This window comes from Paenibacillus selenitireducens (assembly GCF_002021565.1).
Taxonomy (GTDB): domain Bacteria; phylum Bacillota; class Bacilli; order Paenibacillales; family Paenibacillaceae; genus Paenibacillus_K; species Paenibacillus_K selenitireducens.
Map to the genome: position 1 here is coordinate 1 of NZ_MSZX01000021.1, position 16,302 is coordinate 16,302.

Consider the following 16,302-nt stretch of genomic DNA (forward strand, 5'->3'; position numbering starts at 1 on the left):
STRCSSATNDATACTNTRYCHNAGCDCACCAACTAGCTAATGCGCCGCAGGCCCATCTGTAAGTAGCAGATTGCTCCGCTTTTCCCAATTCGATCATGCGATCAAATCGTGTATCCGGTCTTAGCTACCGTTTCCGGTAGTTATCCCAGTCTTACAGGCAGGTTGCCTACGTGTTACTCACCCGTCCGCCGCTAAGTTATCCCCGAAGGAATAACTCCGCTCGACTTGCATGTATTAGGCACGCCGCCAGCGTTCGTCCTGAGCCAGGATCAAACTCTCCATTAAAGTGTTTGACTTGCTCATTAAAAACTAACTGACAAGAACTCGAAAGTTCTTTATTTAATGCTTTAATTCACTCGTTGTTCAGTTTTCAAAGATCAATTTCTTTCGTTTCGTTCTCACCAGTGTTTCTCGGTGACAACTTTTATATCTTATCATGTTTAATTTCATATTGCAAGCTTTTTTTCAAATTCTTTTTAACTCTCATTTGGAATCAAAAAGCTTTGTTATGAAATTTTGTTCGCCTCTTGTTGGGCGGAATATTAATTTACCATAGATTCAATAGGTATATCAAGAGGTAAAAAATGACATCAATTCAATAGACTCAAGGACGACGCGCGTTTGAATATTGAGGCAATGTAGTGGGCTCATCTTGCTATGTTGGATTTTGTGCAATATACCACACGCGTTGGAACTCTTTTATTCACCTATATTGGATCTTTACAGTATAGTACCTTCTAACTAGGCGCTATAGAAGATTTATGCTGATTTATATTGGATTCATCCAATATAGCTCTTGAAAACGAGCCCATAACTCTTAAGTTAATGAAATTATTCAATATAGTGAGTAGGTTTAGTGCAGAGTATAACGACGCAATCATGTAAAACATTAGATTGGTGTATACGGCTTGCTATACTTTTAGCGATGCAACTAAAAATAATGTGATAAAACAGAAAACAACCTTGGCGATATACCAAGGTTGTTCATGTTCATCCTACAATTCAGCATGGCGCATTGTCGGGAATAACAATACGTCACGGATCGACGGTGCATTCGTTAATAGCATCACGAGACGGTCGATACCAATTCCTAAACCGCCTGTTGGCGGCATACCATACTCTAATGCACGGATAAAGTCGTTATCCATTTCATGTGCTTCATCATTGCCTTGCTCTTTCTCACGCATCTGCGCTTCGAAACGTTCGCGTTGATCGATTGGATCGTTCAACTCTGTGAATGCATTCGCGTGCTCACGGCCCACGATGAATAATTCGAAGCGATCCGTGAAGCGTGGATCTTGCTCGTTCTTTTTAGCTAATGGAGAGATTTCAAGCGGATGACCTGTAATGAATGTCGGTTGAATCAATGTCTCTTCGACAAAGTGTTCAAAGAATGCATTCAAAATATGGCCTGTTGTCATATGCGGCTCAACCGGTACTTTATGTTCTTTTGCCAAACGATGCGCTTCTTCGTTGCTGATCTCTTGCTTGAAGTCTACGCCGACTGCTTCTTTAACCGCATCGACCATCGTTACACGACGCCAGCCTGTAGCTAGATTTACTTCTTGTCCTTGATAATCAATCGTTGTTGTTCCTAATACTTCTTGTGCAATGTGAGCAACCGTATTTTCAGTTAAGTTCATGATATCTTGATAATCCGCGTATGCTTCATACAATTCAATCATCGTGAACTCAGGGTTATGACGTGTCGAAATTCCTTCGTTACGGTATACGCGTCCGATTTCATAGACTTTCTCCATACCGCCGACGATCAAGCGTTTCAAGTGAAGCTCAATCGCAATACGCATGTATAGCTCCATGTCGAGTGCATTATGATGCGTGATGAACGGACGTGCTGCCGCTCCCCCTGCGATCGTGTGCAAAGTTGGTGTCTCAACCTCTAAGAAGCCTAAGCCATCTAGGTAACGACGCATAGACTGAATGATTTTGGAACGCAAAATGAAGGTTTGTTGTACATCCTGGTTCATAATCAAATCCACATAACGTTGACGATAGCGAAGATCCACGTCTTTGAGTCCGTTATATTTGTCAGGCAATGGATACAATGATTTCGATAATACTTCAAGGTCTTGAGCTTTAACCGAAGTCTCGCCCGTCTTGGTCTTGAAGACAACACCGGTTACACCTACGATATCCCCTAAATCGAGAATATTGAACCCTGCGTATTTAGCTTCAGGTACGGAATCTTGACGCACGTAGATTTGAATTTTGCCCGTTAAATCTTGAATATGCGCAAAGCTTGCTTTACCCATGACACGTTTGGCCATAATACGCCCAGCGATTTTCACTTCAACGGCTTTTTCTTCGATCTCCTCTTTGCTCAACTCTTGGTAAGCATCTAGGATATCCTTTGCGGTATGCGTTCTTTCGTATTTTTTACCGAATGGATCGATTCCTAGATCACGAAGCTCGTCCAATTTGTTGTGACGGATTTGGAGTAGTTCGCTAAGTTCGACTTCTTGTGTTACGTTTTCTTCCGACATTCCAATGTCATCTCCTTCATTACACTCTAAAAACAGTATAGTCCTATCATAGCGAAAAAAGCTCCCACAAGGGAAGCTTTCCATCATCGAGACGGTTACTTACTTTTTGATATCGACAATTTTATATTGAATAATGCCCGCAGGAACGTTCACATCAACGACAGTTCCCTTTTTCTTACCAAGAATTGCTCGACCCACTGGGCTTTCATTCGAAATTTTATTTTGTAATGGATCCGATTCAGCTGTACCTACAATCGTATATTCCATCGTATCTCCAAATTCCAAGTCTTCAACGACAACGATCGAACCGATACTTACCGTATCTACATCAATATCGTCATTGTTGATGATACGTGCGTTGCGCAGCATTTTCTCAAGCGTAATAATACGCCCTTCGATAAATGCTTGTTCATTCTTCGCATCTTCATACTCTGAGTTCTCACTGATGTCGCCATAGCCAATTGCAATTTTGATCCGTTCTGCAACTTCGCGACGTTTCACGGATTTGAGGTTTTCTAATTCTTCCTCCAACCGTTTCAGACCATCCTGGGTCAGGATAACTGCTTTATCACTCATTACCGATTCTCCTATCATGTGAAAAATTTTCGCACCCGATCTTAGCTGAGCGGCGAATTCACTGCTTTTTACAAATATATTTCGCTCGGAAATCATGATGACTTGAATCATCTTCACAGGATCTCTAAAACCGAGTCAAATTTCTATTGCAGAATTATAGGTGAACCAAACCGAAATGTCAATGACACATCCCCCAAAGCTTGAAACCGCTTTTTTGGGAGGATGAGATTTGAAAATTTAATGAACTGCACTCGTATCTGTTCGATCTAATGAGTCGACAAAATTCTCCAAAATACGCACCATTTCATCACGTTTGGTTTCTTCCATGATCACATCTTTAATCCGTGCTGCACCTGTTAGTCCTTTGAGGTACCAAGCTAAATGCTTGCGCATTTCCTTCACCGCAACATGCTCACCCTTCAATGCAACCAACCGATCCATGTGCAAGATGGCAATGCGGATTTTCTCCACTGCATCCGGTTCCGGCAACAATACGCCTTTGGATAAATATTCTACCGTACGGTATAACATCCAAGGGTTACCGAGCGCGCCGCGACCGATCATGACACCGTCACAGCCTGTCTCTTCCAGCATACGTTTGGCATCTTCCGGTGATGATACATCCCCATTGCCAATGACGGGAATCGATACCGCTTGTTTAGCATCTTTAATATATGCCCAATCTGCCGTACCCGTATACAATTGCTCGCGTGTACGCCCGTGTACGCTAATCGCTTGACCACCTGCACGTTCAACCGCTTTGGCATTCTCTACAACATAGATATGCTCGGAATCCCAACCTATACGCATTTTGACGGTAACAGGTTTCTTCACGGCATCTACAACAGCAGATACCATCTCATAAATTTTGTTAGGGTCTAGGAGCCAACGAGCACCTGCGTCACATTTTGTCACTTTCGGTACCGGGCAGCCCATATTAATGTCGATAATATCCGCATTTGTCTGTTGATCGACGACTTTCGCCGCCTCGACCAAGGACTCACGGTCACCGCCGAAAATTTGCAAGCTTAGCGGCTTCTCGCGGTCATCAACATACAGCATTTCAATCGTTCTTTTATTTCCGTGCAATATCGCTTTGTCGCTTACCATCTCCGCACAGACTAAGCCCGTGCCAAACTCTTTGGCGATGAGACGAAATGCAGGGTTACATACTCCCGCCATGGGTGCGAGCACCACTTGATTCTTCATCTCAATGTTGCCGATTTTAAGCATATTCATAACCTCTACTTTCTTCATTAACAAGTTGTCTTCACGTTCTTTATGTGGAGGCACCCATGAGTTCTTCCTTCGTGATGCCTAGCAATTGTGATATTTGGTCTAATACAGCTTCTTCAGGTATACGGTTACCGCGCTCAATCGCGCCAAGGATTGCAACGGATATCTTCATCCGGTCTGCAAGCTCTTGCTGCGTCAAGCCCTTTAATTTGCGGAATGCTCGGATACGCTGTGCCAATTGACTGTTTTCCACCGCCGTACCCCTTCCTTTCCCTCCAGTTTTCCCATGAACTCCCTTACGAATGCAAGAAGGGTTCCTTCCGGGGTAATTTCCGCGAGAGGGATTAACACGAAAAGCCGTTCGCTCATACGCGGATGAGGGAGTGTGAGTGTCTCAGAGTCCCAAGTAAACGCATGATCGTGAATCACAATCATGTCCAAATCAATCATACGCGGGCCCCATCGGATATCCCGTACACGCCCAAGTTCCTGTTCTGTCTCCATCAAGACGGCCAAAAGGGCTTCCGGTGCAAGTGAAGTTTGGGCTGCAATCATCATATTCAGAAAAGCAGGCTGATCCTCGTAGCCGACAGGGTCGGTCTCATAGATCGAGGAAGTGCGCAAGACCGTGATCTTCGGATGACGGTCCAGCATCGATATCGCTGCCATCAACGTCTGCTCACGGTCTCCTAAATTAGCCCCTAAAGCAATATAAACCTCAGAAGGTTCCGAGGAGGGTATATTCATCATCTTGTGCTCGCTTTCTTCGTCTGTCAGCGTCTTGGACGGCGAATCTCCACCGTAACGCCTTGAAAATGAATGTCAAACGGCGGATGCGGCTTAATTACGCGTACCGTCACTTCATTGATCTTAGTATAATTGTCCAGTACTGCAGATGCAATATTTTCAGCCAAAGTTTCTATTAGTTGGAAAGAGCGTTTCTCGACGACCTCTTTGACCGTATAGAAGACTTCGGCATAGTTCACCGACTGGGTCAAATCATCTGTAGAACCGGCAGGATACAGGTCAATCAGCATGTCCAAATCGACATAAAAGCGTTGTCCCAATTTGCGTTCTTCCTCAAACACTCCGTGATATCCGTAAAACTCCATGCGCGTTAATGTCATTTTATCCATATGTGATCATTCCTTTACGTCTGATGAAAAGATTGTTCTATTCATACGTTGGCTGCTTAGCATAGTACATGGCATCACACATCTTCACCGTGCGGTGGATCTGTGCTACATCATGCACCCGCACGATCTGGCAGCCCTGCGCGATGCCAAAAGCAACGGTAGCTGCCGTACCCTCGACCAAGTCATCGACGGGCAGCTGCAGTGTATCTCGAATAAATCGTTTGCGGGAGGTTGCGAGCAAGATCGGATAACCCAGCTCATGTAGAGCATCTAAATGCTGCATGAAATAGAGATTCTCGTGCGCATTCTTAGCAAAGCCGATGCCCGGGTCAACCATAATTTGTTCATCCGCTACACCGGCCTCCTTCGCGGTTCGAATGCTATCACGCAAATCCGCTAAAATATCCTTCATATAGTTCTTGTAGTCGCGCTCCTGCCGGTTGTGCATCAGGATGACGGGACAGCCCGCTTGGGCCGCAACTGCAGCCATCTTCGGATCCTGCTTGAAACCCCAAACATCATTAATAATGTGGGCACCCGCTTGCAAGGCTTGGCGAGCCACTCCAGCTTTGTAGGTGTCCACGGAAATCGGAATCTCCGGCGCTTGCGTATGAATCGCTTCGATGACGGGAATAACGCGGCGCAATTCCTCCTCCTCCGGAACCTGTGCAAAGCCAGGCCGCGTGGACTCGCCGCCAATATCGATTAAATCGGCCCCGTCCGCCATCAACTGCTTCGCATGCGCAACGGCAGCGTCCAGGTTATTGTAACGTCCTCCATCTGAGAAGGAGTCCGGTGTTACATTCAAAATGCCCATAATCAGGGTACGGGATCCGAGGGTTAATGTCGTCGGACCGCATATATATTGTCGTTGATAGATCTTTGATTGCATCGTTATTGTCCTGCCTTTCCCTGCTGTGCGATGAAACGCCGATAGGCTTGTTGTAAGGGCTCTACGATGGACGGCGTTGTACTAACGGCATCTGATCGATGTTTGGCAACACACGTCCCATCTACGTTGTATAACGTGTGTATCGGTACGATCTCCTGAATGGAGTTGGTGATGAACACTTCATTCGATTCCACAAGATCCTCCCACGTATAGTAACCTTCTTCGGTACGTATCCCTTCTTGCTTCGCCAGCTCCAGCACTAGGGCTCTCGTCACGCCAGGGAGAATCCCTGTATCGATTGCCGGTGTGCAGAGCACGCCCTTGCTGGCGAAGAAGACGTTGCTCACGATGCCTTCGGCCACATGGCCTGCGGCAGTGAGCATGAGCCCTTCCGCAGGCACGGGATGTTCGGCCCGTGCCACAGGCGACTCGCCAAGTTCACGTTTGGCGAGAATGTTGTTCATGTAATGTGCGGACTTCAAGCGCACATCGCCTTCTGGGCTATTGCGGCGCGTGCGCAATAGCTGTAGGGCTTTGCCCTGCGGCGCACCGCTCGGCGCCGCGGGCAAGGCCTTGACGTACACGACCACGTTCGGTGTCGTGTACGGGTCGTCCGGCAGGCCGAGCGCAGCGTCGCCGGCCGTGACGGTGTAGCGCACGTAGCCGTCGCGCAAGCCACTGGCTTGCAGCAGCTCGGCTACGAGGCGCTCGACCCGCGCGTGCTCGCAGTCGCGCGGCAGTTCAATGCCGAGCGCGCGGCAGCCGGCCGCGAGGCGCTCGAGGTGCTGGCTCAGCAGGAACGGACGTCCGTCGTACGTACGGAACGTCTCGAATAGGCTGAGCCCGTACAAAAAGCCGTGATCTAGTACCGAGATCACGGCCTCCTTCTGTTCAACGATGGCTCCGTTGAATCCGATATATGACATCGCTTAAGCCCCGCTCGATGCTGCGCTTGTACGCAGCCGTAAGAAGTTGCGGAGCATCTGATGCCCATGATCCGTAATGATGGATTCAGGATGGAATTGCAGACCCTCAATTAGGTACTCTTTGTGTCGCAAGCCCATAATTTCACCATCCGATGTTTCCGCTGTAATCTCCAGGCAATCCGGAAGCGACTCCCGCTCCACAATTAACGAGTGATAACGCGTTGCTGTGAACGGACTTGGCAGCCCTTCGAATAACCCTTTGCCGTCATGAAGCATCTGCGATGTCTTGCCGTGCATCAGCTTCTCAGCGCGAATGACGTTGCCGCCAAACACTTGTCCAATCGATTGGTGTCCCAGACACACGCCAAGGATCGGTATTTTGCCTTTAAAATATGCAATGGTGTCCATACTAATTCCCGCTTCATTCGGTGTACAAGGCCCCGGAGAAATCAGAATATGATCCGGCTTCAAGGCTTCAATCCCCGCAAGATCAATCTCATCATTCCGATATACGACCACCTCTTCACCCAATTCGCCTAAATACTGCACCAAGTTGTAGGTAAAAGAATCATAGTTATCAATCACTAAAATCATGCTAATCTCTTCTCCTCTCGTCTCATCTTCATCTTCTAGCTATTCTCTTATAGAAGCTGCTGCTTCCTGCTCGCTCAGCTGTATCGCCATACACATGGCTTTGGCTTTGTTCAGGCATTCTGCATACTCACGTTCCGGTACCGAATCGATGACGATCCCTGCTCCGGTCTGAATATGACCCTTCGAACCCATCATGGTGAGGGTCCGTATAATTATATTAAATTCCATATTCCCATTATAGTCAATCCACCCAAAGGAACCCGTATACGGCCCGCGGCGGACAGGTTCCAGCTCTTCAATGATCTCCATCGTGCGTACCTTCGGAGCCCCCGTGATCGTCCCGCCTGGGAATGCAGCTGCAAGGACATCATAAGCATCTTTCCCCGCTGCAAGCTCTCCCTCGACTTCCGAAACCAAATGCATCACATGTGAATAACGCTCCACAACCATCAGCTCACTGACATGGACCGAACCATATCGTGAGATCCGCCCCAGATCATTACGTTCCAAATCGACGAGCATAATGTGTTCTGCGCACTCCTTCTCATTCGAACGCAGCTCTTGTTCCATGGCCGCGTCTTCTTCAGGCGTCCGTCCGCGACGTCTCGTTCCTGCAATCGGGCGCGTGCTCACACGCCCTTGTTCTAACTTCACGAGCAGTTCAGGTGAAGCCGAGACCACCTGAAAATCAGGAAAACGAAGCATTCCCATATACGGGGAAGGGTTCACAAGACGCAGCCATTCGTAGAGCTGTTCTGCCGAAGAAGTCAGTTCATAGCTCTGACGCAGCGACAGGTTGACTTGAAATACGTCGCCTTGTCCAATATATTGCTGAATTTGCCGTACGGCTTGTTCGAAATCCTCTCGATCGAACGGTGTCTCCATCCCCGGTAAGATACCAACGGAATCCAGCCTTTGTCGTTGTTCTCCTTCTACTAAGGAACGCCGCCATTCCGCCTTGGCGCGATCTGTCGAATCCTGCTCCGATATGAGTTCATCCCATAAACGCTTCATATGCTCAACGCGCTGCGCAGCAGTATCATATAAAGCCTCTACCTCTTGCTCCAATGAAGCTGATATTGGAGCATCCATCCCCGTCCAAGGCGTATTCACGGCGCACCAAAGCTCATTCATTTGATGATCGAGAATCCAAATCTCATCCATCCGCATGAATACATAATCCGGAAGGTTCAGATCGTCATCGGCTTGCGTCGGTATCTTTTCCAAAGAACGAACGATGTCATAACTCAGATAACCGACACAACCCCCGATGAATTTAGGCGCGTCTTCTACCACGGGGCCATGATAAGGAGACATCCATTCTTTGAGGACGGCTAACGGTGCTCCTTCCAACTGCTGTCCATCCAGCGTATGAGCCCCATTGCCTTTCCCTCGAAGTACAGCCTCCGGATGTAATCCTAGGAAGCTGTACCTGCCCACTTTGCCGCTCTCTAAGACAAAAGCATAGTCCGATGCCTTCTCCCAAGCCTTACGCCAAGAAGAAATCTGAACGTCGCCCTCTAATTTATATTTACGTACAAAAGGAAGTCTCGAATATTGTCTTGCCCAATCCTTCCATTGTGCCAACGATGTTATTGTTACGCTCACTTCGTATCCCCCATTGAACAATATTGCTCTATATGCATGCTAGTATACCATGTTTCGTGAAAGACAAATAACCCTCTGCGCATGCTTCTGCGAGAGGGTTATTCGGCCATATCTATGTGGTGTGAAATGATTAGTTCTCGAAGTTAAACAACGGTGTGCTAAGGTAGCGTTCGCCATTACTTGGAACGATCGCAATAACCCGTTTGCCTTTACCAAGCTCTTTGGCTACTTTCAATGCGGAAAGAATAGCTGCACCGGAAGAAATACCAACCAGGATACCTTCTTCTTTAGCTACACGACGAGCCGTCTCGAACGCCTCTTCGTTCTCTACTGTAAGCACTTGATCGTAGACTTCACGGTTCAAGATTTCGGGTACGAAGTTCGCGCCGATTCCTTGAATCTTGTGAGGACCTGGTTTGCCGCCGGACAAAATAGGTGATGCCGCAGGCTCAACCGCGACAATACGAATATGCGGGAAGTGTTGTTTCAATACTTCACCTGCACCAGTAATGGTACCGCCTGTGCCGATCCCTGCAACAAATGCGTCCAATTGGCCATCCAGGGAATTAATCGCCTCTACAATCTCAGGACCTGTCGTCAAACGGTGAATTTCCACGTTCGCTTGGTTCTTAAATTGCTGTGGGATATAATAAGTCGGGTTCTCTGCAGCAAGTTCTTCCGCACGGCGAACTGCACCGTTCATGCCTTCTGCTCCCGGCGTTAGAACTAATTCAGCGCCATAAGCACGCAGCAAGTTACGACGCTCGATGCTCATCGTTTCCGGCATAACAAGAATCGCTTTATATCCTTTAGCCGCAGCTACAAGTGCAAGTCCAATACCTGTATTTCCGCTCGTAGGTTCGATAATGGTGTCGCCCGGCTTAATCTTTCCTTCTTTTTCTGCTGCTTCAATCATATTGATAGCAATGCGGTCTTTTACGCTGGAACCTGGGTTCTGGTATTCCAATTTAACGTAAACTTCTGCACTGTCTTCAGGCACGATGCGATTTAAGCGAACAAGTGGTGTATCCCCGATAAGATCCGTAACATTTTGTACTATTCTAGCCATAATAATGCCTCCCAGTTCAATAATTTGATTATTATTTCCGACTAAATCAGTAGGTTTTATTATTATCATAGTATCAACCTTCGAACCGGTTGTCAACACATTAATATGAAAAAAGTACCAAGTTGGGTGATGAGAAAACCTCGATCATGGCCTTTCGAAGATGAGCGACCGCGATTAGATGTAGGTTTTACTTTCTTTTGTGAAAAAAAAATACTCTGTAGACATCGTTACATATCTACAAAGTATTTGTCATTTAGTGCATTTGATATTGAGTATCTACGACTTCCGCCCCATATTTGTGGAGGAGGTCCTGTTCTACGTCTTGCATGGATTGACCTTTCGCCAGCGCAATTTGTTTGCGTGCAATGAATTGGGACTCGCTTTTGCTCATGGATTTGGCCTCTTGCCTTCCATTCAACAGAATAATGGCATAGCCCTGCTGAATGCGGATAGGACCATCAATCCGGCCAACGTCCAACTTGCTCGCAGATGTCAGTATATTCTTGTCAATAAACGGGTCATTTCGATCAATATACCCTAAAGCTCCCCCTTGATCAGCCGAGTAGGAATCAATGGAATACTCCTCTGCTAACGTTCCGAAATCTTCTTTATCCGCCAGCTTCGCGAGAATATCCTGGGCATCCTCCTTCGTATCTACAACAATTTGCGATATGTCCAATTTCTCGATCGATTCGAACAGTTCAGGATGCTGCCTCATGTAATCCTTCACATCTGCATCACTGATATTGGCATAGAAGGCCATCAATTTCTCAAGCAGCAGTGTCTGATACGTATCCTGACGCAACTCTTCGCGGGTATAACCCATTTCATTCATCATCATTTGGTAATAGGATGTTTCATCCTCATAACCAGCCATCAAACGTTGCTGCTCTTGATCCACTTCTCCATCTGTCACTTCAATGCCCAGCGCTTCAGCTTCTTTGGCCACAGCTTTACTCTTCAGCAAATCTTGCAGCATCAGAATGCCGTATTTACTCGCAAGCGCTTCTTGTAATTGCCCCTCCGTAATCGTCTCGTTCCCGAGCTTTGCAATGACTCTGGAGGAACCTGACGCGGATTCTTCACCTTGGGTCGATTCATCAATACCTTCCTGTTGTTTCGATCCCACTTCAGACGTACCGGTCAGTCGAAACAAAATAATACATGCCAAAACCACCACACAACCTACCAACAACACAACAGAAACCCAAAGGCTTTTCTCAATCCTTGTCATTCTTCCCCAATATCCTTTACATGTCATTCGATCAGACTTCACTTACATTATGTGCCCTTTACGGCTGTATTGCGCGCTCTAACAATGTAACAAGCTCTTCGCGACCAAATTGATAAGGCTCGTTACAGAAATGGCAGATCACTTCCGCTTGACCATCCTCAGCAATCAACTGCTCCAGCTCATCTTTTCCAAGACTTACAAGGGTCTGTTCAACGCGTTCACGCGAACATTTACAACGGAACACAATATCCATTTGATCCATTACTTGAACATCGTCTACGATCCAACGCAATAATTCATCCAGTTCCAGACCTTGATCGAGAAGTGCCGTTACTGGAGGCAGCATACCCACCGCATTTTCAATCTTGGTAATCTCTTCATCGGATAATCCCGGCAACAATTGAATAATAAATCCGCCCGCTTCAATAACCGAATTGTCTGTATTCACGAGCACGCCTAATCCTACAGCAGAGGGTGTCTGCTCGGATTTCGCGAAATAGTACGTGAAATCTTCTGCCAGCTCGCCCGAAATAATCGGAATACTACCGCGGTATGGCTCTTTCAAGCCAAGGTCCTTGGTGATATGAATGAAGCCGTCTGTTCCTACTGCTCCGGCTACATCCAGCTTCCCTTGGGCATTGCTTGGCAAATGAACATCCGGATTCGTGACATAACCACGAACTTCCCCGTGTGCATTCGCATCCACGACGATTTGACCGAGCGGTCCATCCCCCTTCACTTGTACCGTAAGCTTTTCTTCGCCTTTCAACATGGCGCCCATCATCGCAGCCGCTGTGACCGTACGTCCCAAAGCCGCTGTTGCGGTAGGATACGTATTATGACGGCGTCTGAGCTCGTCGACCAGTTGTGTTGTCCGTACAGCAAAGGCACGCACTTTACCGCCAAAGGCAGTACCGCGAATTAAGTAATCTTTTTGTTGTTGTTCTTGCGTCATCGATCGAACCCTCCTGCATCTTGCATCTAATTACGCTTGATTTCGTTTATAAATAAGGCGCAAACCTTCTAGTGTTAACAACGGATTAATCTCTTCAATTGTACGCGATTCCTTGGCAATTAATTCCGCGAGTCCGCCAGTGGCAATAACTTTAGGATTCTCCTTCATCTCTGCCTTCATCCGTTCCACGATGCCGTCAACTTGTCCCGCATAACCATAGATAATACCGGCTTGCATGGAATGTACGGTGTTGCGTCCAATGACGGATTTCGGTTTCGAAAGCTCAATCCGAGGCAGCTTCGCTGCACGTTGATACAAAGCTTCCGTAGAGATGCCTAACCCGGGAACAATCGCGCCACCGAGGTAATTGCCTTTATGGTCGATATAATCAAAGGTTGTCGCTGTACCGAAGTCAACGACGATCAGTGGTCCCCCGTATTGCTCGATCGCTGATACCGAATTGACGATCCGATCCGCACCGACCTCACGTGGATTCTCATACCGAATATTTAATCCCGTCTTAATGCCCGGGCCTACGATAAGCGGTGTCTTGCCGAGATAGGTCTCGCACAAATGTTCTAGGGTTGCCACAATCGGTGGCACAACGGAAGAAATAATAATACCGTCTATCGCATGCGTATCAATGTGGCCCATATGGAATAGATTATGAATCATAATCCCGTATTCATCCACCGTTGCCGATCGATTCGTGCTTAACCGCCAGTGATGCAGCAGCTCTCGATCCTGATAGATTCCCAATACGATATTTGTATTTCCAACATCAATGACTAGTATCACCGTTTCTAAGCCCCCGTCTTCTTTGCATTTAAATCTAGACTAATATCTAAAGCCGCAACGGAATACGTCAATCCCCCAACGGAAATTACATCCACGCCACTTTCAGCAATTTCACGAACTGTGTTCAAGGTGACGCCGCCTGAAGCTTCCACGATGACGTGCGGAGCGCGTTCCTTCACGGTTTTTACCGCCTCTGCCATGTGTGCCGGCGTCATATTATCCAGCATAATAATATCGGCTTGAGATTGCAGAGCCTCTTCCAGCTGATTGAAGTCTTCTACTTCGACCTCAATTTTCATCGTATGCGGAATGTTCTCGCGCGCACGAGTCACGGCAGGAATGATTCCGCCAGCTCCCTTGATATGATTATCTTTAATCATCACGGCATCATATAGGCCGAATCGATGATTCGCCCCGCCTCCAACACGTACCGCATACTTCTCTAGGAAGCGATGCCCTGGAGTTGTCTTACGTGTATCCACGAGACGAGTCGGCAATCCTTGTAAAGCAGTCACGAAAGCGTGGGTTTTCGTCGCAATGCCGGATAAACGCTGCATCAAGTTCAACGCTAACCGCTCACCGGTAAGAATGCTATGCGTGCTGCCCTCCACTTCAATCAGTGTAGTCCCTTTCTCGACGAACTGTCCATCTTGAACACAGGCTTGGAAGCGGAGCGTCGGGTCTACGACTTCGAACACCAGCTGTGCAACCGGAATTCCTGCGATGATTCCCGCTTCCTTCGCATGAATAATTCCTTTGGACATCGTTCCCGCAGGAATCGTAAACAACGTCGTCACGTCGCCCGTCCCAATATCTTCTTGCAGCCAAGCGCGTATCTGATCACGCATCGCTTGATTATTCCCATTAAACATGTACAATTCGCTCCTCTGTCATGCCATGATTGCGGCGACACAGGGTGTGCTTGTGCCACTGTGAATCATCACGCTCAGGGTAGTCCTCACGGTAATGTGCACCGCGACTTTCTTCGCGCCATAACGCAGATTCCGTTACTAATGTGGCGCAAGTGAGCATGTTGGCATATTCATATTCCTCACGTTTGGTTAAGCGGGCATGATATATCGGCAATTGTCTTTTAAATTCCTCAAGACCCTTTTTGAGCCCTGTGGCATCTCGCCGAAGTCCTACATAACGAACCATGACTTTCTGTAGCTTCAGACGACGCTCTACAATCGCTTGAATCGGTGCATCATGACGATCCTCTGTATAGGACAAATCATCATAGCTCAGCGACTGAGGCATCAATGTGTTAATACGTTCAATAATACGGCGGCCAAACACAATGGCTTCAGACAAGGAATTACTTGCTAGCCGATTGGCGCCATGGACGCCCGTCGAGGACACTTCCCCACAAGCAAAAAGTCTCGTAATATTAGTCTCACCATTTAGATCGGTTTTGACGCCTCCCATCGTATAATGGGCAGCAGGCGCAACCGGAATCCAATCTGTCGTCATATCTAACCCAAACTGCAGGCAGTATTCATAGATCGTCGGGAATCGATGCTTAATTAACGCTTCCGACTCATGGGTAATATCTAAATAGACGAACGTAGACTTCGTCTCTTCCATTTCATTGATTATTGCACGGGCGACCACATCACGCGGAGCTAGCTCCAATTGATGATGATATTTATCCATGAACCGTTCGCCTTTAATATTCCGTAAGTAGGCACCCTCGCCACGAACCGCCTCCGAAATCAAAAACCGCGGAGCCCCCGGATAACAAAGCGATGTAGGATGGAATTGAATAAACTCCATATCCTGAATATAAGCGCCTGCACGGTATGCCATGGCAATTCCGTCCCCTGTTGCCACATCAGGGTTGGTCGTATAGCGATACAATTGCCCTGCTCCACCAGATGAGAGAATCGTCGCTTTCCCTTGAACGAACACCCGTTGTCCATCAGGTCTTTGCGCTAGAACACCGATACACTCGTTGTTATGTGTAATTAAATCGATCACGAAATGATCATCCCAAATATCAATCTTCGAATTCGCTTTCGCCTTCTCGGACAATGCACGAACAATCTCATAGCCTGTTGCATCGCCATGAGCGTGCAGAATACGGCGATGGCTGTGCGCACCCTCTTTAGTAAGCGCAAATTCGCCGTTCTCTAGATCGAATTCCGTTCCCATCTTGATCAGTTGTTGAACACCTTCCGGACCTTCATGGACCAGTACATTAACCGCATCCTCTGAACAGAGACCCGCTCCAGCCGTTAACGTATCATCACGGTGATATGCAGGAGAATCATCCTCAGCGATGACCGCTGCAATCCCCCCCTGGGCATATCGTGTGTTGCTGTCCATCAGCGACTTCTTCGTAATCATGATGACTCGATTCTGTTTACTGGCCTTAATCGCAGTGAAAAGCCCCGCAATTCCGACGCCAATAACAATGACATCCGTCTCGACCCTTGGTAAATCTTGTAGAGAAAAGTCAACCAAATACTGTGGAATCATCTTCATTCTCACCTATCCTCATACTAGAGTGCAGCGATGTTGCATTTGGTGCATCCTGTAGGATTTTATTTATTTTTCTTCATCTCTTGTTCAATCAAGATCCCATTGTACTTTCGAAGCCCGAATTGATTCAATCCGTGCATCCCCGCATGAAACTGTATCTATTTTAATGCTGTTGGGAGCATAAATAAACCCCCTAACAAAAATACTTATGTACAAAGTCTTATTATTTTTAGCGTGCGAATCAGGAGCTGATCGCTTCTTTCGTGCAGAAAATACAACAAGAGAGCACC

The 16,302-nt window shown here is 47.2% G+C and carries 16 protein-coding genes and 1 rRNA gene; all 17 read right to left on the reverse strand.

What is annotated here, in order from left to right; genetic code table 11:
* A 16S ribosomal RNA gene (locus tag BVG16_RS33225) occupies window positions 1-285 on the reverse strand; the annotation flags it as partial.
* 710 nt (window positions 286-995) lie between these two features.
* Window positions 996-2,504: a lysine--tRNA ligase gene (gene lysS / locus BVG16_RS29835; RefSeq protein ID WP_078502853.1), complete on the reverse strand. Its 1,509-nt coding sequence runs from the start codon at window positions 2,502-2,504 to the stop codon at window positions 996-998.
* Between the two features lie 99 nt (window positions 2,505-2,603).
* A complete protein-coding gene (gene greA, locus BVG16_RS29840) occupies window positions 2,604-3,080 on the reverse strand; it encodes a transcription elongation factor GreA (RefSeq protein WP_078502914.1) in 477 nt (158 codons plus the stop codon).
* Window positions 3,081-3,317: 237 nt separating this feature from the next.
* Complete coding sequence (gene dusB / locus BVG16_RS29845) at window positions 3,318-4,313, reverse strand: tRNA dihydrouridine synthase DusB (protein ID WP_078502915.1); 996 nt, start codon at window positions 4,311-4,313, stop codon at window positions 3,318-3,320.
* Window positions 4,314-4,359: 46 nt separating this feature from the next.
* A complete protein-coding gene (locus BVG16_RS29850; RefSeq protein WP_078502854.1) occupies window positions 4,360-4,569 on the reverse strand; it encodes a helix-turn-helix domain-containing protein in 210 nt (69 codons plus the stop codon).
* Entirely contained in the window at window positions 4,521-5,066 is a 546-nt protein-coding gene (gene folK, locus BVG16_RS29855; RefSeq protein ID WP_078502855.1) for a 2-amino-4-hydroxy-6-hydroxymethyldihydropteridine diphosphokinase, read from the reverse strand. Before folK ends, BVG16_RS29850 begins: the two co-directional genes overlap by 49 nt.
* 23 nt (window positions 5,067-5,089) lie before the next feature.
* Window positions 5,090-5,452, reverse strand: coding sequence for a dihydroneopterin aldolase (gene folB, locus BVG16_RS29860; RefSeq protein ID WP_078502856.1), 363 nt, complete (start codon window positions 5,450-5,452; stop codon window positions 5,090-5,092).
* A gap of 37 nt (window positions 5,453-5,489) precedes the next feature.
* The gene (gene folP / locus BVG16_RS29865; protein WP_078502857.1) at window positions 5,490-6,344 is read right to left on the reverse strand and encodes a dihydropteroate synthase; all 855 of its coding nucleotides are present in this window, start codon (window positions 6,342-6,344) and stop codon (window positions 5,490-5,492) included.
* 2 nt (window positions 6,345-6,346) lie between these two features.
* Complete coding sequence (locus tag BVG16_RS29870; RefSeq protein WP_078502858.1) at window positions 6,347-7,270, reverse strand: aminotransferase class IV; 924 nt, start codon at window positions 7,268-7,270, stop codon at window positions 6,347-6,349.
* 3 nt (window positions 7,271-7,273) lie between these two features.
* Window positions 7,274-7,864, reverse strand: coding sequence for an aminodeoxychorismate/anthranilate synthase component II (gene pabA, locus BVG16_RS29875; protein ID WP_078502859.1), 591 nt, complete (start codon window positions 7,862-7,864; stop codon window positions 7,274-7,276).
* 39 nt (window positions 7,865-7,903) lie between these two features.
* Window positions 7,904-9,472 (reverse strand): anthranilate synthase component I family protein, encoded by a 1,569-nt coding sequence (locus BVG16_RS29880; protein WP_078502860.1) that lies wholly within the window; start codon window positions 9,470-9,472, stop codon window positions 7,904-7,906.
* Between the two features lie 130 nt (window positions 9,473-9,602).
* Window positions 9,603-10,541: a cysteine synthase A gene (cysK, locus tag BVG16_RS29885; RefSeq protein ID WP_078502861.1), complete on the reverse strand. Its 939-nt coding sequence runs from the start codon at window positions 10,539-10,541 to the stop codon at window positions 9,603-9,605.
* A gap of 253 nt (window positions 10,542-10,794) precedes the next feature.
* Window positions 10,795-11,775, reverse strand: coding sequence for a peptidylprolyl isomerase (locus BVG16_RS29890; protein WP_158081839.1), 981 nt, complete (start codon window positions 11,773-11,775; stop codon window positions 10,795-10,797).
* Window positions 11,776-11,833: 58 nt separating this feature from the next.
* Window positions 11,834-12,730 (reverse strand): Hsp33 family molecular chaperone HslO, encoded by an 897-nt coding sequence (gene hslO / locus BVG16_RS29895; RefSeq protein WP_078502863.1) that lies wholly within the window; start codon window positions 12,728-12,730, stop codon window positions 11,834-11,836.
* 30 nt (window positions 12,731-12,760) lie between these two features.
* Complete coding sequence (locus BVG16_RS29900; protein WP_078502864.1) at window positions 12,761-13,528, reverse strand: type III pantothenate kinase; 768 nt, start codon at window positions 13,526-13,528, stop codon at window positions 12,761-12,763.
* Window positions 13,529-13,533: 5 nt separating this feature from the next.
* The gene (nadC, locus tag BVG16_RS29905; protein ID WP_078502865.1) at window positions 13,534-14,400 is read right to left on the reverse strand and encodes a carboxylating nicotinate-nucleotide diphosphorylase; all 867 of its coding nucleotides are present in this window, start codon (window positions 14,398-14,400) and stop codon (window positions 13,534-13,536) included.
* A complete protein-coding gene (gene nadB / locus BVG16_RS29910) occupies window positions 14,393-16,009 on the reverse strand; it encodes an L-aspartate oxidase (RefSeq protein WP_078502916.1) in 1,617 nt (538 codons plus the stop codon). Before nadB ends, nadC begins: the two co-directional genes overlap by 8 nt.
* Between the last annotated feature and the right edge of the window lie 293 nt (window positions 16,010-16,302).